Annotated in this window: 20 protein-coding genes; 8 read left to right on the forward strand and 12 right to left on the reverse strand. The window is 36.1% G+C overall.

What is annotated here, in order from left to right; translation table 11 throughout:
- Window positions 1-4: 4 nt before the first annotated feature.
- A complete protein-coding gene (locus tag ACG72T_RS06725; RefSeq protein WP_395265407.1) occupies window positions 5-583 on the reverse strand; it encodes a ribose-5-phosphate isomerase A in 579 nt (192 codons plus the stop codon).
- A 1,247-nt stretch (window positions 584-1,830) separates the two neighbouring features.
- Between ACG72T_RS06725 and ACG72T_RS06730 the strand changes: the two genes are divergently transcribed.
- Window positions 1,831-3,081, forward strand: coding sequence for an ISL3 family transposase (locus ACG72T_RS06730; RefSeq protein ID WP_395265408.1), 1,251 nt, complete (start codon window positions 1,831-1,833; stop codon window positions 3,079-3,081).
- A gap of 133 nt (window positions 3,082-3,214) precedes the next feature.
- Here the strand turns inward: ACG72T_RS06730 and ACG72T_RS06735 are convergent, their stop codons facing one another.
- Together ACG72T_RS06735 and ACG72T_RS06740 are read right to left on the reverse strand one after the other, a co-directional pair.
- Window positions 3,215-3,922: a C40 family peptidase gene (locus ACG72T_RS06735; RefSeq protein ID WP_395265409.1), complete on the reverse strand. Its 708-nt coding sequence runs from the start codon at window positions 3,920-3,922 to the stop codon at window positions 3,215-3,217.
- A 212-nt stretch (window positions 3,923-4,134) separates the two neighbouring features.
- A complete protein-coding gene (locus tag ACG72T_RS06740; RefSeq protein WP_395265410.1) occupies window positions 4,135-4,692 on the reverse strand; it encodes a guanylate kinase in 558 nt (185 codons plus the stop codon).
- An 83-nt stretch (window positions 4,693-4,775) separates the two neighbouring features.
- Here ACG72T_RS06740 and ACG72T_RS06745 point away from each other — a divergent pair, with 83 nt between their 5' ends.
- A complete protein-coding gene (locus ACG72T_RS06745) occupies window positions 4,776-4,985 on the forward strand; it encodes a DUF2187 domain-containing protein (protein ID WP_102195489.1) in 210 nt (69 codons plus the stop codon).
- A 111-nt stretch (window positions 4,986-5,096) separates the two neighbouring features.
- Here the strand turns inward: ACG72T_RS06745 and ACG72T_RS06750 are convergent, their stop codons facing one another.
- The gene (locus ACG72T_RS06750) at window positions 5,097-5,723 is read right to left on the reverse strand and encodes an LVIS_2131 family protein (protein ID WP_395265412.1); all 627 of its coding nucleotides are present in this window, start codon (window positions 5,721-5,723) and stop codon (window positions 5,097-5,099) included.
- A 265-nt stretch (window positions 5,724-5,988) separates the two neighbouring features.
- Here ACG72T_RS06750 and nrdH point away from each other — a divergent pair, with 265 nt between their 5' ends.
- Genes nrdH through nrdF form a run of 4 tightly spaced genes read left to right on the forward strand, consistent with a single transcriptional unit; the run spans window position 5,989 to window position 9,794 of the window.
- Window positions 5,989-6,219 carry a glutaredoxin-like protein NrdH gene (gene nrdH, locus ACG72T_RS06755; RefSeq protein ID WP_395265414.1) on the forward strand — a complete coding sequence of 77 codons (231 nt, stop codon included), beginning with the start codon at window positions 5,989-5,991 and terminating at the stop codon, window positions 6,217-6,219.
- A 1-nt stretch (window position 6,220) separates the two neighbouring features.
- Window positions 6,221-6,595 (forward strand): class Ib ribonucleoside-diphosphate reductase assembly flavoprotein NrdI, encoded by a 375-nt coding sequence (gene nrdI / locus ACG72T_RS06760; protein WP_395265416.1) that lies wholly within the window; start codon window positions 6,221-6,223, stop codon window positions 6,593-6,595.
- Window positions 6,582-8,753 carry a class 1b ribonucleoside-diphosphate reductase subunit alpha gene (nrdE, locus tag ACG72T_RS06765; protein WP_395265417.1) on the forward strand — a complete coding sequence of 724 codons (2,172 nt, stop codon included), beginning with the start codon at window positions 6,582-6,584 and terminating at the stop codon, window positions 8,751-8,753. The genes nrdI and nrdE overlap by 14 nt, the downstream gene beginning before the upstream one ends.
- Window positions 8,754-8,768: 15 nt before the next feature.
- Window positions 8,769-9,794: a class 1b ribonucleoside-diphosphate reductase subunit beta gene (nrdF, locus tag ACG72T_RS06770; RefSeq protein ID WP_395265418.1), complete on the forward strand. Its 1,026-nt coding sequence runs from the start codon at window positions 8,769-8,771 to the stop codon at window positions 9,792-9,794.
- A 101-nt stretch (window positions 9,795-9,895) separates the two neighbouring features.
- On the opposite strand, the gene ACG72T_RS06775 is transcribed toward nrdF, so the two are convergent.
- Window positions 9,896-10,345 carry a MarR family winged helix-turn-helix transcriptional regulator gene (locus ACG72T_RS06775; RefSeq protein ID WP_395265419.1) on the reverse strand — a complete coding sequence of 150 codons (450 nt, stop codon included), beginning with the start codon at window positions 10,343-10,345 and terminating at the stop codon, window positions 9,896-9,898.
- Window positions 10,346-10,611: 266 nt separating this feature from the next.
- Here ACG72T_RS06775 and ACG72T_RS06780 point away from each other — a divergent pair, with 266 nt between their 5' ends.
- Complete coding sequence (locus ACG72T_RS06780; RefSeq protein ID WP_395265420.1) at window positions 10,612-12,867, forward strand: hypothetical protein; 2,256 nt, start codon at window positions 10,612-10,614, stop codon at window positions 12,865-12,867.
- A gap of 319 nt (window positions 12,868-13,186) precedes the next feature.
- Entirely contained in the window at window positions 13,187-15,427 is a 2,241-nt protein-coding gene (locus tag ACG72T_RS06785; protein WP_395265421.1) for a hypothetical protein, read from the forward strand.
- Window positions 15,428-15,490: 63 nt separating this feature from the next.
- Here ACG72T_RS06785 and ACG72T_RS06790 read toward each other — a convergent pair whose 3' ends face one another.
- The 7 genes from ACG72T_RS06790 to ACG72T_RS06820 form a co-directional block, all read right to left on the reverse strand.
- Window positions 15,491-15,874 carry a DUF1634 domain-containing protein gene (locus ACG72T_RS06790; protein WP_395265422.1) on the reverse strand — a complete coding sequence of 128 codons (384 nt, stop codon included), beginning with the start codon at window positions 15,872-15,874 and terminating at the stop codon, window positions 15,491-15,493.
- The gene (locus ACG72T_RS06795; RefSeq protein ID WP_395265434.1) at window positions 15,874-16,719 is read right to left on the reverse strand and encodes a sulfite exporter TauE/SafE family protein; all 846 of its coding nucleotides are present in this window, start codon (window positions 16,717-16,719) and stop codon (window positions 15,874-15,876) included. Before ACG72T_RS06795 ends, ACG72T_RS06790 begins: the two co-directional genes overlap by 1 nt.
- Complete coding sequence (locus ACG72T_RS06800; RefSeq protein ID WP_395265423.1) at window positions 16,716-17,192, reverse strand: hypothetical protein; 477 nt, start codon at window positions 17,190-17,192, stop codon at window positions 16,716-16,718. Before ACG72T_RS06800 ends, ACG72T_RS06795 begins: the two co-directional genes overlap by 4 nt.
- 9 nt (window positions 17,193-17,201) lie before the next feature.
- A complete protein-coding gene (locus ACG72T_RS06805; protein WP_395265424.1) occupies window positions 17,202-18,098 on the reverse strand; it encodes an alpha/beta hydrolase in 897 nt (298 codons plus the stop codon).
- A 16-nt stretch (window positions 18,099-18,114) separates the two neighbouring features.
- Window positions 18,115-19,311, reverse strand: a complete 1,197-nt coding sequence (locus tag ACG72T_RS06810; RefSeq protein ID WP_395265426.1) for an MFS transporter — start codon at window positions 19,309-19,311, stop codon at window positions 18,115-18,117.
- A gap of 248 nt (window positions 19,312-19,559) precedes the next feature.
- Entirely contained in the window at window positions 19,560-21,173 is a 1,614-nt protein-coding gene (locus ACG72T_RS06815) for a helix-turn-helix domain-containing protein (protein WP_395265427.1), read from the reverse strand.
- A 320-nt stretch (window positions 21,174-21,493) separates the two neighbouring features.
- Entirely contained in the window at window positions 21,494-21,979 is a 486-nt protein-coding gene (locus ACG72T_RS06820) for a Crp/Fnr family transcriptional regulator (RefSeq protein WP_395265428.1), read from the reverse strand.
- Window positions 21,980-22,194: the final 215 nt, after the last annotated feature.

Genomic DNA, 22,194 nt, shown 5'->3' on the forward strand with positions numbered 1-22,194 from the left:
TTTTTTATTTTGTTAAATGTTTGATTGTCTCACCATCAGCTAAAAGAGCATCAGTTACAACATCTTTGAAATACGACGTACCCACTACCCCCGTCATACCCAGTAATCGTTCATTGATCGAGGTGATTTTTTCCCAATCAGAGAAATAACAATCAATCAAGCCATTGCCATTTTGCGTCCGCACCATTCCAGCCATATCTTGAGATTGACGCACACTTGCTGTTCCACCCAAATTTTTGACACTGCTTAAAATCTGAGGAATAGCTAACTCAAGGACTTCTAAAGTTAAAGGAATATCTGAGTTTAATTTTTCAGTATAGCGACTAATTGGGGCCATAATGATATATCTCTGAGCTAAATTAGCATAAAGACGCTCAGTAGTGTGAATCCCGCCGTTACTCTTCAATACATTCAATTGATGATCTAAGCTATCACAACCATCAAAGGCCAAGTCAAACTTCTTAACTTGCTCCAGAGGAATTGTAGGAATATTCAATTCTAAACAAAGTTGTCTCGTTTGTTCTGACGGACTAGCGACTGTAATCTTCGACGTATCTAAAGCTGAAGCAATTAATTTCTCCATTATTGACCTTTCAGAAGCAAATTTTTGTACGTTTAATATTTTACAAAAGTTGACACAAAAACTCGATAAAAAAAGCCTGCTAATAAGCAGGCTGCCATGATATTTAAAAGTAGGATAAATATCAACTTCTTTCTTTTTAGATAAACTACGGGGAATAGTTATCTTTAATTTAACTTCGTATCTTTAGGGGGGAGATATTCAAAGTTTAAGTTATATTTTTTAAGGGGATTAATTTTTTATTGTATATATGTTTTAAAGGGTTTATTACTATTCATTGTTTTCAATAATCATTGTTAAAAGGGTTATCTCATCATATTAAGAGATCTATCTCGTCATCCTGTCACCTCTTTGCTTTTGACTATGGTTAAATAATAGCTTTAAAATACGAATTAATTTATAACAATATGTGAAGAATTTTTGACTTTTTTAGTTGTGGTGTGAGTTCACTGCCGGCTTTCGTTCGGCTCTGAGGGGTCTGGAACGCCATGGGCATCGCTTTGAACCAATTGAAGTGCACAATTGTTTCAAAGTCGAGCCTTGTTCTAAGTGTGCTTCGCCCACTAAGAACAATTTCATGGCTGAGACCCCTCAGAGCTCTCACTACAGCCTAGAATGTTAAAACATATTTGGATATCCCTCAAGTGAACAGGTTCAAGAGCTAAGGCAAGTTCAAAGGCTAAAGATTAAGGTCAAGAACTTAAAATCCTAAAAGCAAAAAGAACTGATGATTTCAATTGAAATTAAATAATGTATTGAATTGATATAAACATAAGTCAATTCAATACATTTTTTGTCTTGTCCTTTATCTTTTGCCTTTAAGTACCTAGGTTTTCAGCTTCCACTCCTACCAAGCACAATCAAGAATGTAGGATTTCTATATATATCACTAAAAAATAAAATATGCAGTAGACCTAGTCAGGAGCGGAAGTTCTGGGGGATATCAGTGGTGAAATTTTACTTAATTGGCGGTTTTTGCCAATTTAGTAAAAGGTCGAGCTTGAAGACAAGCGGTTTTCTTGGCTCCAAGTCGACCCACCACGTTCCATATCCCCCAGAACTGGAGCGGATGACGGCAGTGAACCAATCCCCTTCCCTCCATCTAGCCACAAAAAAAGGTTCTATACTTTCTGGTATTGATGAATAATCAATGCCAGTTTTTTTTGTCTCTAGAAAATAAAAAAAGAACATCACTGTTCTCATGTTAAGATTTAAGCGACGAAACCTAATCAAACATGGAGAAAACAATAATGTCCCAAGACAATTCTATACTATGTGCACTTGATATAAAAGACAATAACATGAGTAATGTTTCAGTTAAAGACGCTATGATTAAAAATCGTGGCGTTATAAAACATATAAAAGTCGTAAGTGCCGATTTAACTTATAAACTGTATCGATGTCCACAATGTGGTTTAAACTCATTAGTTAAAAATGGAAAAAGAAAAACTAATGCCAGATTGGCCAGTTTTAACGGTATTGAATATCATTTAGTACTCAATAAACAGCGTTATATTTGTAAGAACTGTGGCAGCACCTGCGGTGCCCACAGCGATCTATTAATCAAAAATCACACTATGACCAAACAAGTTCAAAATAGGATATTCGCTATGGCAAGAGAATCTTTTACATTAACATCTATGGCTAAGATTATCGGAGTATCAGTAAATACAGTAAGTAGAATCTTATATGGCAATATTAAATTACCAAATAGATGTAACGTTCTCCCTGAGAACCTGTGCTTTGATGAATTCCGCTCAGTTAACGGTATATTCACTTTTATAGCTATTGATGCGCAAACGCATCATCTAATTGAACTTATTCATGACCGATTGTCTAAAACAGTAACTGAACACTTTATAAATAACTATAGCTTGTCGGAACGACAAGCAGTAAAGACCGTTTCTATTGATCTGAATGCCAATTATCAGTCAGTCGTTCATAGAATCTTTCCTAATGCTCAAATAATAGTTGATAGGTTTCATATAGTTCAGCTGTGTAGCAGGGCCTTAGATCAGGTTAGAATTAATTATCTGAAAAAGATAAATGATAAACACTCACGCCTATACAAAGTTCTTAAATCCAATTGGCGTCTCTACCATCTGCCTGAGGCAGATGTAGACGACAAGAAAGTAAAGTATATCTTTGGTATCAATGAATATACTACAACACAAAACGTTATCGATATAGCCATTGATAGCTTACCGATTTTTAAAAATACCTATGATGTTTATCAAGGTGTTCAGAAAGCAATACATGAACACGACATATCACTACTCGAAGAAACTATTTACGGGTATAAAAAGAACAACACCGCTATGGATACGTCTATTTCAACGTTACGTAAGAATTTAAATTACGTGAGAAATAGTTGTACAATGTCTTACTCCAATGGTCCCCTTGAAGGGACCATCGGAAAGATAAAAAAGCTCAAACATATCAGTTATGGTTTTAAAAATCTTGACCATTTTCTTAAGAGAATAAGACTTATTTGTGCATAAAAAAGGCATCCTACGAGAGGATGCCTTTCATACAAAAACTATTCATCAATACGATTTGACAAAGAGCCCAAAAAAAAGAACTGTCTTTCGACAGTCCTCTGTATTTGCGAATGATTTTAATTTTGAATGTGAATTATAGAACTTTAACAGCGAATGAAGGCATGAAGTAACCTGAGATTGTTGAAATCTTAACTGATTCGCCTGGTTGTGGTGCAGAGATGTATTGGTTGTTACCTAAGTAGATACCTACGTGGTAAGTTGAACCTTTGCTACCCCAGAACAATAGATCTCCGGCTGATGCTTGAGAAACAGCTTCTTGTGTACCAGCACTTTCTTGAGCTACTGTGTAACCACCGATGCTCTTACCAGTTGCTTCTTGGTATACGTATGATGTGAAACCTGAGCAGTCAAATCCTGAAGGTGTCTTACCACCCCATACATAAGGTGTACCTAAATACTTCTTAGCTGTGTTAACAACGTTTTCAGCTGATGATGTATCTGAAGCAGCTGCTTGTGTAACGGTACTTGCATCTGTAACATCGCTGGCGTTAACCCATTCGTTTGTAGCAACTTGGTACCATGTGTTACCTTGATCATCTTTAACAGCTTGGCCAACTCTCCATGATGAGTTAGCAGCCAATGCACGTCCAGCAGACTTGCCTTGTGCAGATGGTGTTGTGTAAAGCATTGATGTTGTATTTGTACGTACAACTGATGGTGCATTATCTAAAATTTGTGAAGCAGCTTTTGTTGTAGAAGCATTTGATAGACCTAAACCTGTAACTGCCAATGCTGCAGCAGCTGTAAATGAAATAAGACTCTTTTTAACGTTAGTATTCAAAATTGAAATCCCCCGTAATGGTTTGTTTTTTTTTATTGTTTAAATTTTCTTAATTATTAATTTCTTATCACTCAACGATGACTATAATACTCTCTGAATATTGCAGAATTGTTACAACAATTGTATAAGAATGTTACACTTTATTATTCACAATAAAATAAGGTCCTAATCGCTTACATAGAAGTGATTAGGACCTTTTTGTGAAATTAGAATTAATTGATTTTTTCGTTATATAGTATTTTGTTAACGCTTTCTTGTGTTGTTTTTAAGTCATTATTGGTAATTTCATAACTTTTATCTCTCAATTCGGCTGGAATTTGCAAGTCTCGTTGGAATTCGTCGCTCGAAATTCGGGACTGCAAACGGTGCATATCATCCCCACGCACCTCTAATCGTTTAGTGACTGTCGCTAGATCAACTTCTAGAAAAATAACGATTGCCCTTTTTCCATACCTTTCTTTATAAGAAATAGCTCCTTTGGTATCCACCACAATACTGACAACATCATATTGCTGCCACATTTTTTCCAAACTCTCTTCTGAGGAACCATACCAATTACCACTATATTCGACTTTTTCCAGATAATGATTCTTCAAAAAACTTTCTTTAGTCTCAAAATGGTAGTCGACTCCGTCTTTTTCTCCTAGACGTGGTAATCTAGTAGTGTGAGTTATGACACTCGGTATATGATAGGTATCTTGTAAATATTTACTAATTGTCGTTTTTCCGGTTCCACTTGCGCCAGTAATGACGATGATCTTTTTATCCATTCTTGGACTCCCATATTTGAAATATTTCTTCTACTATATTATTATACTAGTCTGTTAAGTAATTAATCCGAGGAGAATTTGCTATGAAAATAGAAGACTTAAAAGTTGGTACAGTTTACGATTGCTCCGTTGATGAAGATATGGATTACCCTTTCCAAGGCAAAGTTGAAAAGATCTACGAACATTCAGCTTTGATGGAAATTGTTAAAAACGATCCTAAAGATAATTCTAATAAGATGGAACTAAACAATAAGATCGTTGTTAGTATCAAAAAAATCAAAAAAGCTAAATAGTAATAATTTTTCAGGCAGGGCCATTGGTCCTGTCTTTTTTTTGTTGTTAGGATTAAAAAAGCCAGAAAATTCAACGACGAATTCTCCGACTCCATGACTTTCTAATAATCATTACTTAACCACATTAATAAATGACCGCGCTGGGACTCTTAAAACACGATAATCCATTGCATAACGGCCTGCTCTCAATCCTAAGCCATTAATGAAATTACTCTTATACTTAGCCTGAACCGTAATTACATAGGCATCTTGATATTTAGAATCCATCTTCTTGATCTTATTCATTGGCCAATCTAATTTTAGACCGGAAACCGTGAATGGTAAGGTCGCATCTGAAATAGCCGCATTTTGACTCGAAACATTATATGTCGAATCATTTACCCAATATTGATAAACATCGGTAGCGTTATTAGATTCTTTCTTATCTATTTTTACGTAATATCCTTGACCATCATTAGTCGTCTGCACGATTAGCGGATCGTAATTATAAGTTACAGCAACTTCTTTTTCATTCGTTAAGTCAACTTTAGTAAACAAGCTTGTATACAACAAACCACTTACAGCCAAAATAACGACTAAAAACTCTATTAAGTCCGTTAAAATAGTTGCCCAGGTTATTTTACCTTTTTGGACTACTAAAATTTTTAAATGTCGATTTCTAATATTAAATACTACAAAGATCAGCAGTGCAACAACAATAATCCATGCAATAATCCCTACAAAATTCCAAGAATTCATAGTTTTCTCCCAACTAAAGTAATTGTTTTAAATTCTACATAACTCTATAATAGTCATTACGCTAATTTTACCACGAATCGAAAAATTATTTGAAAATGAACTGCGAAACGATAGAAAATGTGTGGGTACATGTGTTTGGCGAGTTTTTGTAATGATAGCATAACCACGCTATATCGTGTGCCGTTCGTTATATCAGGTACAATATATTGTGTTTAGAGAATCAAATGATTATACTGATGAAGAACAAGTGAGAGGAAGTAATAACATGAACAACGTAATCGTATATAGCAAGAATAACTGCATGCAATGCAAAATGACTAAAAGATTTTTAAAAGAACACAATGTGCCTTTTGAAGAAAGAAATATCAATCAAGAACCACAATATCTTGATGCTCTCAAACAACAAGGTTTCCAAAGCGTTCCTGTTGTAATGAACTCAAATATGGACCCTATCGTGGGCTTTCGTCCAGACAGTCTAAAGGAGCTTGTGGGATAAAATGAAAGAGATAGCTTATTATTCAATTACCGGTCAAACAAAGCGTTTTGTTAATAAGCTTGGAATCGATGGATATGAAATAAACGATGCCGATCCATTCTATCAGATGGGTCGGCCATTTATTCTAATCGTGCCAGCTTATGACGACGATATGATGGACCCTGTCATCGACTTTCTTCAATATGAAGATAATGCCAAAAATTGTGTTGGGGTTGCCGGGGGTGGCAATCGTAACTTTAATACACTTTACAATCATACGGCGAAAGACATTGCCGCTGGTCTAAATGTGCCAGTTGTCTTCCAATTTGAATTTAATGGTACTCAAAAAGATGTCGAAAAATTTAAGAAAGTAGTGAACGAAATTGGGATTAAATAATTTAGATGCAACTAAGCTCAATTATTTCAAATTGAACAATGAAATCAACATCCCCGTGGATGGAAAAATTCCTTTGAATAAGGATAAAGAGGCCGTCAAAGCTTTTTTTGAAGAGAACGTCAAACCCAATACCATGCAATTTGACAGCTTCTCAGATCATCTTAATTATTTGATCAAGAATGATTTTATTGAAAAAGAAGTTATCTCAGAATATTCAATCGACTTTATTGAAAAACTATATCAAGACCTATTGGATCAACATTTTGAATTTCAATCATTTATGGCAGCTTACAAGTTCTACAATCAATATGCTCTAAAGACTAATGATGGTAACTTCTATCTTGAAAATTATGAGATGAGAATTCTTTTCAATGCACTTTTATACGCCAATGGTGATCAAGAATTAGCTCAAAGTTTAGCCACTGAAATGATTGCCCAACGTTATCAACCCGCTACACCATCTTTCTTAAACGCTGGTCGAAAACGTCGTGGCGAATATGTCTCTTGTTTCTTACTACAAGTTACTGACGATATGAATAGTATTGGTCGTACAATCAACAGTGCGTTACAACTTTCCCGTATCGGTGGTGGAGTGGGTATCACTCTATCTAACCTTCGTGAATCTGGCTCACCTATCAAAGGAGTTGACAACTCATCTTCTGGGGTCTTGCCCGTTATGAAACTACTCGAAGATAGTTTCAGTTACAGTAATCAGCTCGGTCAACGACAAGGTGCTGGTGCGGTCTATTTGAATGTTTTCCATCCTGATATTATTGAATTTCTATCTGCTAAAAAAGAAAATGCCGACGAAAAAGTCCGTGTAAAGACACTATCACTAGGCGTTATTGTGCCAGATAAATATTACGAATTAGTTCGTAACAACGAAGACATGTATTTATTCAGCCCTTATTCCGTTGAAAAAGTCTATGGCGTTCCTTTCTCCTATATTGACATTACGAAAGAATATGACAATCTGGTCAAAGATGATCGTATTAAAAAATATAAGATTGAAGCCCGTGAATTAGAAGACGAAATCAGTAAGTTACAACAAGAATCTGGCTATCCTTACGTACTTAACATTGATACCGTCAACCGTGATAACCCAATCGATGGCAAGATCATTATGAGTAACTTGTGTACTGAAATTCAACAAGTTCAAGTTCCTTCAGAATTAAACGATGCCCAAGAGTACGTTAAATTAGGAACAGATGTCAGTTGTAACCTTGGTTCAACTAATATTCTCAATATGATGCAAAGTCCTGACTTTGGTAAGTCGATCCGTTCAATGACACGTGCCTTGACTTTTGTCAGTGACGCTTCCAACATCGTTGCCGTTCCCCCAGTTGCTAACGGTAATAAAATGAGTCATTCTATCGGCTTAGGCGCTATGGGATTACATACCTTTTTAGCTTGCCATCATCTTGAATACGGCTCACCTGAAGCGATTGAATTTATCAATGTCTACTTCATGCTCTTGAATTATTGGACTTTAGTCGAAAGCAACCAAATTGCTAAAGAACGTCATGAAACATTTGCCAACTTTGAAAAATCAAAATATGCTGATGGTACTTATTTCGATAAATATCTAGCACAGAGCTTTGCTCCTAAACTCGATTCAGTCAAAGCACTCTTTAGTAATATCTTCATTCCTGAAGAAAAAGACTGGGCAGAATTAAAGAACGCCGTTATGCAAGACGGACTTTATAACGCCTACCGCATGGCAGTTGCGCCTACTGGTTCAATTTCTTATATCAACAATACCAGTGCTAGTTTACAACCAGTCACTCGTTTGGTTGAAGAACGCCAGGAGAAGAAAAATGGTAAATTGTATTTCCCTGCTCCATTCCTAAGCAATGATACAATCAAGTATTATAAATCAGCTTATGATACTGACATGCGTAAGGTAATCGACACTTATGCCTCCGCTCAAGAACACATTGATCAAGGTATGAGTTTGACACTCTTTATGCGTTCAGAAATTCCAGCCGGACTATACGAATGGAAAGCTGCAGACGATACTAAGCAAACAACTCGTGACCTCAGTATTTTACGTAATTATGCTTACTACAAGGGAATCAAGTCGCTTTACTACGTCAGAACCTTTACAGAAAATAACGATGAAATCGGCAGTAACGAGTGTGAAAGCTGCTCAATCTAGGAGGAAATTTTTATAATGGTCGATACATATTACAAATCAATGAATTGGAATAAACTGGAAGACCAGATCGACAAGGAAACTTGGGAAAAGTTAACTTCACAATTTTGGCTCGATACTCGTATCCCTCTTTCAAATGATTTAGACGACTGGCGTACTTTAAACGACGCTGAACAGACCGTAGTTGGTCATGTCTTTGGTGGCTTAACATTACTTGATACTTTGCAATCGCAAGACGGTATTCAAGCTATGCTCAAAGATACTCGTACTCAAGCAGAGACAGCTGTTTTCAATAACATTGAATTCATGGAATCAGTCCATGCCAAAAGTTACTCCTCAATTTTCAGTACCTTAAACAGTGCCGAAGAGATCGAAGAGATTTTTGACTGGACCGATCATAACGAATATCTCCAGAACAAAGCTAAGTTCATCAATGAAATTTACCAAAATGGCGCACCTCTTCAAAAGAAGGTCGCAAGTGTCTTCCTAGAAAGCTTCTTGTTCTACTCTGGTTTCTACACTCCGCTTTATTATCTAGGTAATAATAAGTTGGCCAATGTCGCGGAAATCATCAAGTTGATTATTCGTGATGAATCTGTGCACGGAACTTATATTGGTTATAAATTTCAATTGGGATTCAACGAATTGAGTGAAGACAAACAATCTGAACTAAAAGATTGGATGTATGATTTACTTTACACGCTTTACGATAATGAAGAGAAATATACACGTGAGTTATACAAAGATGTTGGTTGGGTCGACGAAGTCCTCGTCTTCCTTCGTTATAACGCCAACAAAGCACTGATGAACTTGGGTCAGGAGCCTCTATTCCCTGATGGCAATGCCGAAGATGTTAACCCTATCGTTATGAACGGTATCTCAACTGGAACTAGCAACCATGACTTCTTCTCACAAGTTGGTAATGGCTACTTGATGGGTAAAGTTGAAGCTATGAAAGATTCCGATTACGACATTGGTCGGACTGGTGACAATAAGACTCCAGACTCTGATTCTCTTTTTAATAAAGTTAAAAAACTAAAATAAATTAATCTAATATTCAAGTACAAACAAAGAGCCTCTGATTCCAATGAGAATCAGAGGCTCTTTTATTTGCGACAAACTATATGATACAGCTTGCTAGTCTGTTAACTATTAATATTTTCAAACATTTTTTTAGATAATTGTTCCATCGTGCTCCACTCTTCTTGAGTGAAATTACTCTTTTGGATTAAAATTTCTGGTAATTTATTAACTGACTCACGTTTTTTCTTTCCCGCTTCAGTCAAATGGATATCGACCACTCTTTCATCGGCTTTACTACGTTGGCGAATGACTAATCCGTCGTTCTCCATTCGTTTTAATAGAGGTGTCAACGTTCCAGAATCTAGTGACAATAGTTCACCCAAACGCTTAACGGTTACTTCTTCATACTGATATAACGCTACTAAAACGAGATACTGAGGATAGGTCAAACCATGCTTTTTGAGTCCGTCATGGTACAACTTTTGAATTGATCTTGAGGTTGCATATAAAGAAAAACACAGATGGTCATTTAATGGGATTGGTTGACTACTATCAATATTTACTTTAGACATTAATATCCCTCCTATTAGCTATTATTTCCTTATTCTAAGCTTCTTGAAAGCGATTGTAAATTATTTTATTTCACACAATTTAATTGATTTCGTTATGAAATAAATTGTTGTAAAAAATTTTTGCTCAATTTTTATAAAGATATTTTTAGAAAAAGTAATCATTTTATTTGAACAAAAAAATTCCTATATGTTACAATTTGTCTGCAAATATGAATAACTACCACAAAATCAATAGAGAAGATTATACCAATTTGAGAGGTATTCTTATGAATAAAATTAATTGGCAAAGACTACTACCACGTCTACCACTTATTTTTGTTGGCGCCATTTTACTGATATTCTTACTTTTGCAGACAAATTGTCTGATTGTTAAGGCCGATAATGCAGATTATGATCATGCTTTAGCGACCGCACCCAAAGGACTAGCATGGGATCCGGACAATTTCGTAATTGCTAAGTTCCCATCCAAGCCAAGTTCTTCTAAAGGATCTGACATTAATAATGCGTCTATTGTCAAGTCAACTAATCCAAATAACCTAGATACGAGTATTATTTCCCTAACGAACGGAACTTATCAAACTGGTGCTGTTTGGAGTAACTTTAGCAAAGACAATTACTTTGACCTCAGTCACCCACAAGTTGCTTCCATGTGGCTTTACTTCGGTAATACTGGTGATCATCCTGCCGATGGAATGGCTTTTGTTTTACAACATGACTCGGAAAATGCCATCGCACTTTCGGCTGACGGGACACCTGTTAATGGGCAATCCTTAGGAGTCTGGGGAGCCGATTGGGATTATAACCAAGGTGATAGTAAAGTTATTGCCAAAACTGCTATTCAAAATAGTTGGGCCTTAGAGTTTGATACTTTCGTCAATGATCTGACACAATACGATAAGCTCTCGGGTGAAGGTGTTTCCTTTGACGCGTATTTCAATCGTGGTCAACACATAGCCACAGGTTATCCTGGCGATTATCAAAACTATACTGCTCGTATAGCCCAGGGTCCCAACGGTCAAGTTCGTTATTACTATACAATGAGTCATACAGGTTATATCGGTGACGATTTAACAATAGTTGATAGCCATTGGCATCATGTGACAGTCAAATGGACTCCTCCAACTGATCCTTCAAGTTCAATCGGTAAAATAGCCTACTATTTCAATGATAAAGATCCCAATGGCTCAGCAAATATTCCTAATAATGAACGACACTTAGCCGTTGATGTAGATATTAAAAAATTTAATTTTCAAAAACCGGACGAACCTAAGCGCTTATATTGGGGCTTTACTGGTTCGACTGGTAAATTTTTTGAAAATAATCTAGTTATCTTTGAATCTCTACCTTCATTCGTTGATGCAGAGGCTAGTGCTACTATTCATAATGATACCCAAAACAAGGACATTATTAGTACTAGTACCGCCGACGTCAATGACGAAATCACGTATACTTATAATTTGAATTATAAGGGTTGGACTAAAGAATGGACTAAAATAAATGCTAAAATGGACATTCCTCAAAATGTCTCATTGACCAGCGGCAGCGTTTATTACCCAACAACTGGAAAGACCTATCAAATTCCAGCTAGTGCATTTACTGATCCAAAATTAGTTAAATATTTACTACCCGAATCGTTAAACAACAAAAGTCGAACTGCGGTCATTAAACTACACGGTAATACTGCTAAAACCGCTCCAACTCTCTTAACTGTTCCCAAAGCTCAAGGAATCTTTGAAGGTGATAATTTAATTACCAACACAACTGCACCAGGTTTCCAGATCAGATCTCGATTATTGAAGCTTGATAGTAATTTCCCTAATCACAAAAAAATCAATCCTGGTGAAGATGTCGACGTTGATGGTCAATTGTATTATACAAATAACAATACTATAGTTAATTCTAATATAACGGTTCATCCCACTTTAAATGGTAAGAGTTTACCGGCATTCAAATTAGACGACAAGGATCCAGCTGGTTCGTTTAAGATTCACTTGGACCACAGTCAGTTTAAAAATCCATCGATCAATACCTTATCTTTCTTCGCTATCGATACTTCTAGAAACATCTCTAATCCCCTAAATAAAGTGATTGAAATCGGTAGTAGCGTTTCCTTAGATGTCAGCAAAAATGTTGCTTTTAATGATATTAAATTCTCAAAAGGTAATCAGATCATCTCCAGAAAACCTGGCTGGATCGTTAAAGTAACTGATAACCGTAATTCTGGAAATTCTTGGCGTTTGGAAGCCAAAGGGTCACCCTTGATCAATATCACAAACAAGACGCAGACACTCAATGGTAATATGCTTTTTAAGGATTCATTTGACCAAATTTTTCCGCTCGACAAGAATGTGCAAATCTCTCAAAATACTAAAACTAGCGATGAAGAACAAATCACTGACGTCACTCAAACTTGGACTTCTGACAATGGAATTCTTCTATCGCTTCTAAAGCCATCCCTAGCAGGAACATACCAAGGTGTAATTGATTGGACCTTAGTAGATTCAATACAAAAGAAAAGCTGATAAAACAATCTTTTAATTGAAAAAGTTCGATGTGAATTTAAAAAAATTCATATCGAACTTTTTTGTTATCCAAAAATGCAAACAAAATTAGATATTCGCTCCACCCTACTTCATCTTTCGAAACAATTTATTTAATGATAAGTTCAGTTAAATAAATTGTTCCGAAAGATTTTTTACTCATTTTTTATAAAGAAACTTGTGCAAAAAATAAGCAGCTTTTTCAAATAAAAGAAATCCCATATGTTACAATTTGTCCGAAAATATAAATAACTACCACAAAAATAATAGAAAAGTTTATACCAATTCGAGAGGTATTCTTATGAATAAAATTAATTGGCAAAGACTACTACCACATCTTATCTTCGCTTGTGCTGTTTTTCCGATATTCTTTCTTTTACAGGCAAACTATCTAACTGTCAAAGCCAACAACGCAGATTATGATCATGCTTTACAAACTACACCCAAAGGACTAGCTTGGGATCCGGACAATTTCGTAGTTGCTAAATTCCCATCCAAACCAAGCTCTTCTAAAGGGTCTGATATTAATAATGCAACTATTGTAAACTCAACTAATCCAAACAATCCCGATACTAGTGTTATCTCCTTAACAAACGGAACATATCAAACTGGTGCCGTTTGGGGTAATTTATCTGCAAAAAATTATTTCGATCTCAATCACCCACAAGTTGCTTCCATGTGGCTTTACTTCGGTAATACCGGTGACTATCCTGCTGATGGAATGGCTTTCGTTTTACAAAATGATCGTCTGGGAGAAAATGCAATTGCACTTTCGGCTGACGGGACACCTGTTAATGGACAGTCTTTAGGGGTCTGGGGAGCTGATTGGGATTATAACCAAGTTCAGACTCAAGCTGTTGCCGACACTGCTATTAAAAACAGTTGGGCTTTGGAATTTGATACCTTTGTCAATAATTTGACACAATATGATCAACTTTCTGGAGAAGGGGTTTCTTTTGATGCCACTTTCAATCGTGGTCAACATATAGCCACAGGCTATCCTAATGATCCCCTTAATTACGTTCTTCAAACGGCTTACGGTCCAAACGGCAAAGTTCGTCATTACTTTACAATGAAACACACTGGTTATATTGGCGATAACTTAAAAATAGTTGACAGTCGCTGGCACCATGTAACTGTTAAATGGATGCCTCCGACTGATTCTTCAAGCTCAATCGGTAAAATGGCCTACTATTTCAACGATAAAGATCCTAACGGTTCGACGACTATCCCTGATGATGAACGAGAATCAATTGTTGATGTAGATACAAAAAAATTTAATCTTGATAACGAAGATGGTTCCAAGCGCTTATATTGGGGCTTTACTGGTTCGACTGGTCAATATTTTGAAAATAACCTAGTTGTTTTTGAATCTTTGCCTTCATTTGTTGCAGCTGAAGCCAGTGCTACTATTCATAATGATACTCAAAACAAAGAAATTGTTAGCACTAGTACCGCCGATCCCAATGATGAAATCACGTATACTTATAATTTAAATTATATCGGTTGGACTAGAGACTGGGACAAAATAAATGCTAAGATGGATATTCCTCAAAACGTCTCATTGACCAGTGGTAGCGTTTATTATCCGACAACTGGAAATACCTATCAAATTCCAGCCAGTGCATTCGCTGATCAAAAATTAGTTAAATATTTACTACCCGAATCGTTAAGCGACAAAAGCCCAACTGCGGTCATCAAACTACACGGTAATACTGCTAAAACTGCTCCAACCATCTTAACCGTTCCTCAAGCTCAGGGAATCTTTGAAGGTGATAATCTCATCACCAACACCACAGCACCAAGTTTCAAGATCAAAGCTCGAGTGTTGAAACTAGATAGTGATTTTCCTAATTACATAAAAATCAATCCCGGTGAAGATGTCGACGTTGATGGTCAGCTATACTACACAAATAATAATCCTATGATCAACTCCAATATAACAGTTCATCCCACTTTAAATGGTGTAGCTTTACCAACATTCAAATTAGACAACAACGATCCAGCTGGTTCATTTAAGATTCACTTAGATCACACTCAGTTTAAAAATCCATCGATCAATACCTTATCCTTCTTCGCTAATGACACTTCTGGTGATGTTTCCAATACACTAAGTAAAGTGATTGAAATCGGTAGTAGTGTTTCATTAGACGTCAGTCCAACTGTCGCTTTTAATGATGTTAATTTTTCGACAGCCAATAAGATCATCTCTAGAAAACCGGGCTGGGCTGTTAAGGTAACCGATAGCCGTGGTTCTGGAAATTCTTGGCGTTTGGAAGCCCAAGGATCATCACTGATAAATACGTCAAGCAAAGAGACACTCAATGGTAATATGATTTTTAAGGATTCGTCTAACACAATTTTTCCGCTTGATAAAAATGTGCAGATCGCTCAAAATACTAAAACTAGCGATGAAGAACAAATCACTGATGTCACTCAAACTTGGACTTCTGACAATGGTATTCTCCTATCGCTTCTAAAGCCATCCCCAGCAGGAACATACCAAGGTACAATTGATTGGACCTTATCTGATTCACTATAAAAGCCCTGATTCTAAAAGAATCAGAGCTTTTTTAAATTATTTATATTATTTTCTCAGCCATTTCTAACTTCGATAACCTAAAAACATTGCAAACATTAAAATAACTAAAACAACCGTAGTTATAACAACGTATAACGTATCATGCTCTTTATAAAAAGCATAAATGGAAACAATCACTCGCAAAACAGGTGTCAAAATCAACAAGAAAACACCGAACATGATAACGGCATATGACTTTCCTGCCGCTATTCCAGCAAAGATGGCTGAAAATCTACGTGGAAATTCAATTATCGTTTGACCGTCCTTAACAACAGTTGGGTAACCTGATCCATTCATAAAATATAAACCAATACCGATCAAAATCACGATAGCTGAAGTAATAACACCAATTCTTAAAATTTGACCGATAATAACTTCAACCTTGCGTGTCTCTTCATGTGATTGCATCAAATATTCACCCCAAATCCCTTCAGAGCCATTTGCACTCCCATATACAAGATGATAGGAATGAAAATCATTCTGATAACTCTAGGCTTTAATACCTGCATCAAACGAGCACCAATCGTTGCACCAGCTAGAACACCAATGGCTAATGGTGCAGCAATATCTGGTCGAATCGAACCATTGAAAAAGTAAACTGTCGCACTGGCAGCCGCTGTAACACCCATCATTAAATTACTCGTAGCACTCGATGGCTTCAAAGGCATCTTCATGATCGTGTCCATAGCAATGACCTTAAAGGCTCCACTACCGATACCTAACAAACCGCTAGCTAATCCGGCGGCCCACATCATAATGAAACCACCAGGGATATTTTTCATCGAATAGTCAATTTGTTTATTTTCAGCCTTATCATAATAAGTACTAGCTAATTTGAACTTTTGGACTGTCGGACCGATTTGTGTATAGACAGCCTCACCCTTTTTATCGAACAATTTCCGAATCATGTTATATGTAGAATAAAGTAAGAAAAATCCAAATAATACATATAAGAAATTACTTGAAAATAGACCTACTAGTAACGCCCCCATAATCGCCCCAACAGTCGTGGCAATCTCCAGAAACATCGCTACCCGCAGATTCAGCATATCATCCTTCAAATAGGCAATCGTTGAACCAGAACTAGTTGCAATAACGGAGATGATACTGGCACCGATCGCATACTTAATATCTAACCCCATCATAATGGTTAGCACCGGCGTGATAATCATCCCGCCACCAATACCTAAAATTGCTCCTAGAACTCCAGCTGCAACACCCATGACAATGAGCAGTAGCATTGAATTCATTATTTTTCCTCTTTTTCTTCTTCGTCTTTTTTAGAAAAATTCTCTACAGAAGTTTCGTAGTTATTTTTCATTATATCCATTGTCTGTTTAATTTCATTTTTTTGCAAAGCTTTTTCTGAAATTAAATCGATATGAAATTTAGAGACGTTCAAATAATCGCAAGCTGTCGAAAGATAAATCTTAGTTTCAACTTCAGCGTCATCATCGAAGAAATGTGTTACTTTTTTAGCATCATCAAAAGGCAGATTGATTACACCAGTTTCTAAATAGTAATTTATTTCAAATTCTGCATCAGCCACATGGATCATAACTTGAGAAAGTTTATTATCGGCTAGATCCTTTTCAATTTGTTCTTTGGCCTTCTCAACCGACCAGAGATCTTCTTGAAGCAAGTCATCCTTACTAATTTCTAAACTAGTTTGGTTGAATTTTCCTTCCTGAATGTTTTCAATAAAATCAGCAATTTTAATTTTCATACTTCTCTCCTAAAGGTACTTTTTTAAAAAGTTTTCCACAGCCATTTGATATTTTTTTGAATCAATGTAATAGCTTCTGATATGAACGCCAAGGCCTTGATAGATCTCTCGAGGGAATTTTCCACATGTGGATAACTCCGCCTGCATTTCAAAGGGAACTGTAAAATCGTTTTTACCATGCATAAATAATAATGGCAATTGATTTTGATTCAGTGCTTTTCTACAGTCGGTCTGGCGATACCAAAAACCAGCTCGTAATTTAGAAACTAACGATATCCCACTGATCAACAGTTTACCCTTAATATGATACCGCTTTTGACAATGATAACTTAAAATATCGCTGGCACTCGTGTATCCAGAATCTTCAATTATCAGTTTAACATTTTTTGGCAGCTCATACTGTGAAGTTAACATAACTGTTGCGCCTCCCATTGAAGCTCCAAATAAGATTATTTTATCTTGTGGCCTTCTTTGCAAAGTTTCATTGATCCAGTCCAAGACATCCAAACTTTCCAAGTAGCCCCAGCCTAAATATTTTCCTTCACTTTTACCAGCCGCTTGATTGTCAATTTGCAACACATTGCAACCAAGTTTATCGAACAGCTGCCCGTGTACATTCAAGGAATTATGGTCGACGCCAAAACCATGTACCATAATGACTGTCACATTCGTCCCATTATCGGTGAACCAGCCAAAAAGCCGATTATTAGTCTGGCTGGAGTGAATTTGCCATTCTTGCTTATTTTTTTGAACAAACTTTTCAGTTGCCTCTGCCAGTCCTGCATCTAATTTCACTTTAGGTGCCTCAGTTCCTAAAGCTTTCGAACCTCGTTTTTGAACGTATAAAAAAAAGGCGTTCAGAATTAGAACGGCTAGCAACAACAATACCAACAAAATAATTATCATGATATTACCTCACTTACTACCCTAATTCTTTCACACCTAGCATTGCTATAGCAACTAAAATCATCGAAATTGTGATTCCCACGAACAACATTGAAAATGACAATGCTGTAACGATCAAACTACCAGCGTAAGGACCGATTGCCCGTCCTAATGAGCCAAAAATACTGTAGAAACTTTGGAAAGTTCCGCGATTCTTATTAGTCGACATCTTGCTTAATAAGGCTGGAATAGTTGGGAAGACCATTGATTCCCCAATTGTCAGAACTAACATACTGATGACATAGGACAAGTATGAATTAGCTTCTGGCAACAACAGGAATGATAATCCCATAATAATCGTTCCTATAAAAATTTGATATTTTAATAATTTGAAGAACTTTGAAACGACACGATTCATTACTGGTTGAATGATCAATAATGAACCGGCATTAATCGTAAAGACCAAACCATATTCACGGGTCGTATAACCTTGATTCAGCATGTAGGCTGATAGGTTACTGTCCCATTGAGAATATCCTAACCAAACAATGAAGATCGAAGCACAAATAATGAACAGATTGACTGTAAAACGACTGGCTCCAATCTTGATCTTAGGGTCGACTGTATCGCTAGTAACGTAGTTATGAACTGTTTCACTCTCGTCATCATGCTCTTGAACATGATCTAATAGATTAGCTTTCAATAACAAAATAATCGCACTGATTATGAAAAGCAGCATTGGAATAAAGAAAGTCAAAAAGATGCTCCACTTGAAAATAAAACCTACAGCTGTTGATCCAATCGCAATACCAATATTGGCCGCCAAATACATATTATTGAAAATAACTCGGCTATTGCTTAACATCTGTTCCGCAATAAAGGCTGTATAGGCATTAACCGCAGTATAAACTAACCCCATACCGAATCCTAAAATAAATAACATGATCGCATACGTTGGCCAAACATGATGGATCGACATACCGAATAGCGAGACGATTGAAATCGCATAACCGATATATAACGTTCCACGTTTGGAAAAACGATCAAACATCACCCCTCCAAGAGCATTGCCGATCATCATAAAAGCTGAATAGACCATCAAAGCAAATCCAGCTGTCACCAAAGACTCATGCAAGTTCTTATGAATAAAAATTGTATTTACTGGCAGAATGAATCCCATTACCAAATTAAAAGTAATGTTCAAAATCAGCAGCCAAAGTCGTTGAGCGCGCATCTTTTTCACCTCTTCTATATTTTTTTCAATAAAAAAACCATGGCATAAAGCAACCATGGTTTTAGTTGGTAGTACTCAAAAGAGTAATTGAGTCCCTGTTCACATCAGTTTCTCAAAGATATCCCTCACAATCCGGTGAGTAGTGCTTGATATCCTACCTCATAAGTGCCGTCCAAATTCGACGGCTCTCGACTCATCGCACAATGTGTATCATAATATATTCTGAAAATAGTTGCAACTATTTTCAACTAAAGATTAGGATTTTCAGTAACCTTTTCTTCCGTCCAAATCTTATAGATCAAGTTCAATAAACCACCCATTTGGCCATCAACTCCGTTATACATCCAACGATAGATGCAGACGTCTTTTTTCATAGAATCTTCCGGTGGGGTAGTACTGTTGGCGGTAACCACAATATCAGCTTCCTTAGGATCACTGACGATCTTAGCATATGGCAAAGATTGTAAAGTTACTGAGAGATCTGAATAAACTAGGAAGAATGACTCTAATTCTAAATAAACTTTAACTTGAATATTCTTGTTGTAAAGTGAGAAGAAACGATAGGCAATCGCATAAATAGCTTCAGAAATTTGTTTTGACTTGCCATTCAAGGATTGATACTTGTCACGTAGCATCAGATGTTGCACAGTTGAATAAATCTTACTCTGTAGGTCTTCATCATTCAATTTACTCATCGCATCGCCGAAGCCAGAATATAAGTTCAAAATTTCGATATAATTACGGTCTAAGGCTAAGACGCCGATGATACAAGTTGTCAAATTATATTTATATCTTAAGAATTCCGAATGGGACATCGCCATATCGGAAACAGTCTGTTCGACGTCAATCGGAATCAATTCCAAGAAGTCGTCAATAAAGTTGGCGAACAAGGGATTATATCTGACTAATTGTTTAGAGACAGATTGTAAATAATCTTCTGATACTTCAAAAGTTGCTGGTACGCACATTAAGAGGATATAGAAATCAGCTGATTGGAACATTTGCTCTTCATAACTAACATCTTCTTGAATCGCACGTTTCAACTCACGGACTTTTTTACTGCTGAAGTCGCCTTCAAGCATTGGACCGGCACTCTCAAAAATGTTTGGGAAAGGATAGTTGATGACATTCAAAGCGTCCATATTTTGAACGTGATTGCCATCGATGATCCGATACAAATGCGCCATAACTACGTAAGCATAAAACATCTTTGTAATATCATTCGTTGGTTTGAGGCGATATTTATCTAAGGCAATGTCAACGACTTTAAAAGCAACTGATTGCTTAAAGTCTTCAAAAGGCCAGACATATCCTCTCGTAGCATTCCAATACAAGGCAGCGATTGCCAGACGAATCGATTCTTCGTCCCCAACAAAGCGCATAGGTTCGTAAGCAATTCTGACACCAAAACGTTTCAAATAGCCTCTCATAGGCTTTAGATGGCGTAGAACAGTTGCCTTGCTACTTTCTAATGTCTCGTAGAAATGTTTGAAAGAACTTTCCTTATCCTTAACGATAGCGTCCAAGAATAAATAGCCATCGGAATTAGTCGTTAAATAAGCATGATAAGCGTCACGAGTCACATTGAACATTTCTTCAGTTGAATACTTGTCTTTTTTCAGGATCTTCTTAAAATCATCCTGAATACCAAGAAATGTATTATAAACACTACCATAACTCTTATTCAATTGATAAGCGGCCTTACGCAAGTTAATATCCTTAACTTTGATATTACGATCACGATAAGTTCCAATTAAATCAGCACTGGCTAAAGTAGTCATTCTGATTAATTTTATCTTATTAAACAATTGAATTTTTTCAATTTCTGATTTTGATAGAAATAAGTCAGTAAAGCTATCCAAGAACTCCACCCCCGTAGATGTAGATGCAATTTACTCTATTATAATAGATATGCGCTTACTTTTTTTAAAACATTTATATTATAGTAAATAAATTTATGTTTTTATAACCTGTTTTATGTCCAATTGCGAATAATTAGACACAATATTTATTGAAATCTGCACACATTTTATAATATCTATACCAATAAGTTATTTTACGCCTTATTTTAAATAAGTATAGTGCCTACTTGCTCCTTATTTCCAAAAACAACAATTTTCATAAAAAAGAAAAAAAAGAGATTGGATTTTTCCCAATCTCTTTTTCAGTTAAATTATAAATTCTACGCTGGTAATTTATTTTTAAAGATGTTTTTTCTGATCCAAGGAATAACCCAATAATCCAAACCGATTTTACCAGCATTAAATCCACCAATAATAATGAAGTATTCCAAGAAAATGTATTGTGGATTGACGGAGATTGCACCTGCTAGTAAGTATGAAAAGTTCATCATCAAACCAAAGAATACCGCAGCAGTTGTTAAACAACCAAAAATCAATCCTAAACCAACTAATAATTCTCCCCACGAAACAATAAGACTCATACCTTTATAGTGAGGCAGGATAGCACTCAACATACTATTGAACCATGGATAAAGAACTTTGCCTGTAGGTCCTTTAACTGGGTTCTTAATAGCATTAGCAACTAAACCCTTAACGGCCATCGATGCACCGCCAGTTACCTTTTCAAATCCAGCCATTGTCCATTCAATTCCTAAAAAGACTCTGATGATAGTTAAAAGAATCGTAGCGATTTTATTATTGCGCAAAAAATTTATCATCATTTTTCCCCTTTCGATATAAGAATATATTTATTATAATTCAAAAAAAGATTTTATTTCATAATTTTCATAAACTAAAATATATTTGTTATTTTCATAAGTTTTTTGAAAATTAAGTTTTTATCGCTTATATCGGTAGGGCCAGTTTTTGCAATGAAATATCTGTATCACCATTATTTTTAACGCTGAAAATATTAGAAGAT

The sequence above is a fragment of the Companilactobacillus sp. FL22-1 genome, assembly GCF_043951805.1.
Taxonomy (GTDB): Bacteria; Bacillota; Bacilli; order Lactobacillales; family Lactobacillaceae; genus Companilactobacillus.

Coding starts and splice junctions, on each gene's coding strand:
- ACG72T_RS06810 (WP_395265426.1), bottom strand. CDS start 19,311: ATGCGCGCTCAACGACTTTGGCTGCTGATTTTGAACATTACTTTTAAT.
- ACG72T_RS06790 (WP_395265422.1), bottom strand. CDS start 15,874: ATGCAATCACATGAAGAGACACGCAAGGTTGAAGTTATTATCGGTCAA.
- ACG72T_RS06740 (WP_395265410.1), bottom strand. CDS start 4,692: ATGGATAAAAAGATCATCGTCATTACTGGCGCAAGTGGAACCGGAAAA.
- ACG72T_RS06775 (WP_395265419.1), bottom strand. CDS start 10,345: ATGTCTAAAGTAAATATTGATAGTAGTCAACCAATCCCATTAAATGAC.
- ACG72T_RS06805 (WP_395265424.1), bottom strand. CDS start 18,098: ATGATAATTATTTTGTTGGTATTGTTGTTGCTAGCCGTTCTAATTCTG.
- ACG72T_RS06745 (WP_102195489.1), top strand. CDS start 4,776: ATGAAAATAGAAGACTTAAAAGTTGGTACAGTTTACGATTGCTCCGTT.
- ACG72T_RS06785 (WP_395265421.1), top strand. CDS start 13,187: ATGAATAAAATTAATTGGCAAAGACTACTACCACATCTTATCTTCGCT.
- ACG72T_RS06725 (WP_395265407.1), bottom strand. CDS start 583: ATGGAGAAATTAATTGCTTCAGCTTTAGATACGTCGAAGATTACAGTC.
- ACG72T_RS06800 (WP_395265423.1), bottom strand. CDS start 17,192: ATGAAAATTAAAATTGCTGATTTTATTGAAAACATTCAGGAAGGAAAA.
- nrdH (WP_395265414.1), top strand. CDS start 5,989: ATGAACAACGTAATCGTATATAGCAAGAATAACTGCATGCAATGCAAA.
- nrdI (WP_395265416.1), top strand. CDS start 6,221: ATGAAAGAGATAGCTTATTATTCAATTACCGGTCAAACAAAGCGTTTT.
- nrdF (WP_395265418.1), top strand. CDS start 8,769: ATGGTCGATACATATTACAAATCAATGAATTGGAATAAACTGGAAGAC.
- ACG72T_RS06730 (WP_395265408.1), top strand. CDS start 1,831: ATGTCCCAAGACAATTCTATACTATGTGCACTTGATATAAAAGACAAT.
- ACG72T_RS06750 (WP_395265412.1), bottom strand. CDS start 5,723: ATGAATTCTTGGAATTTTGTAGGGATTATTGCATGGATTATTGTTGTT.
- ACG72T_RS06780 (WP_395265420.1), top strand. CDS start 10,612: ATGAATAAAATTAATTGGCAAAGACTACTACCACGTCTACCACTTATT.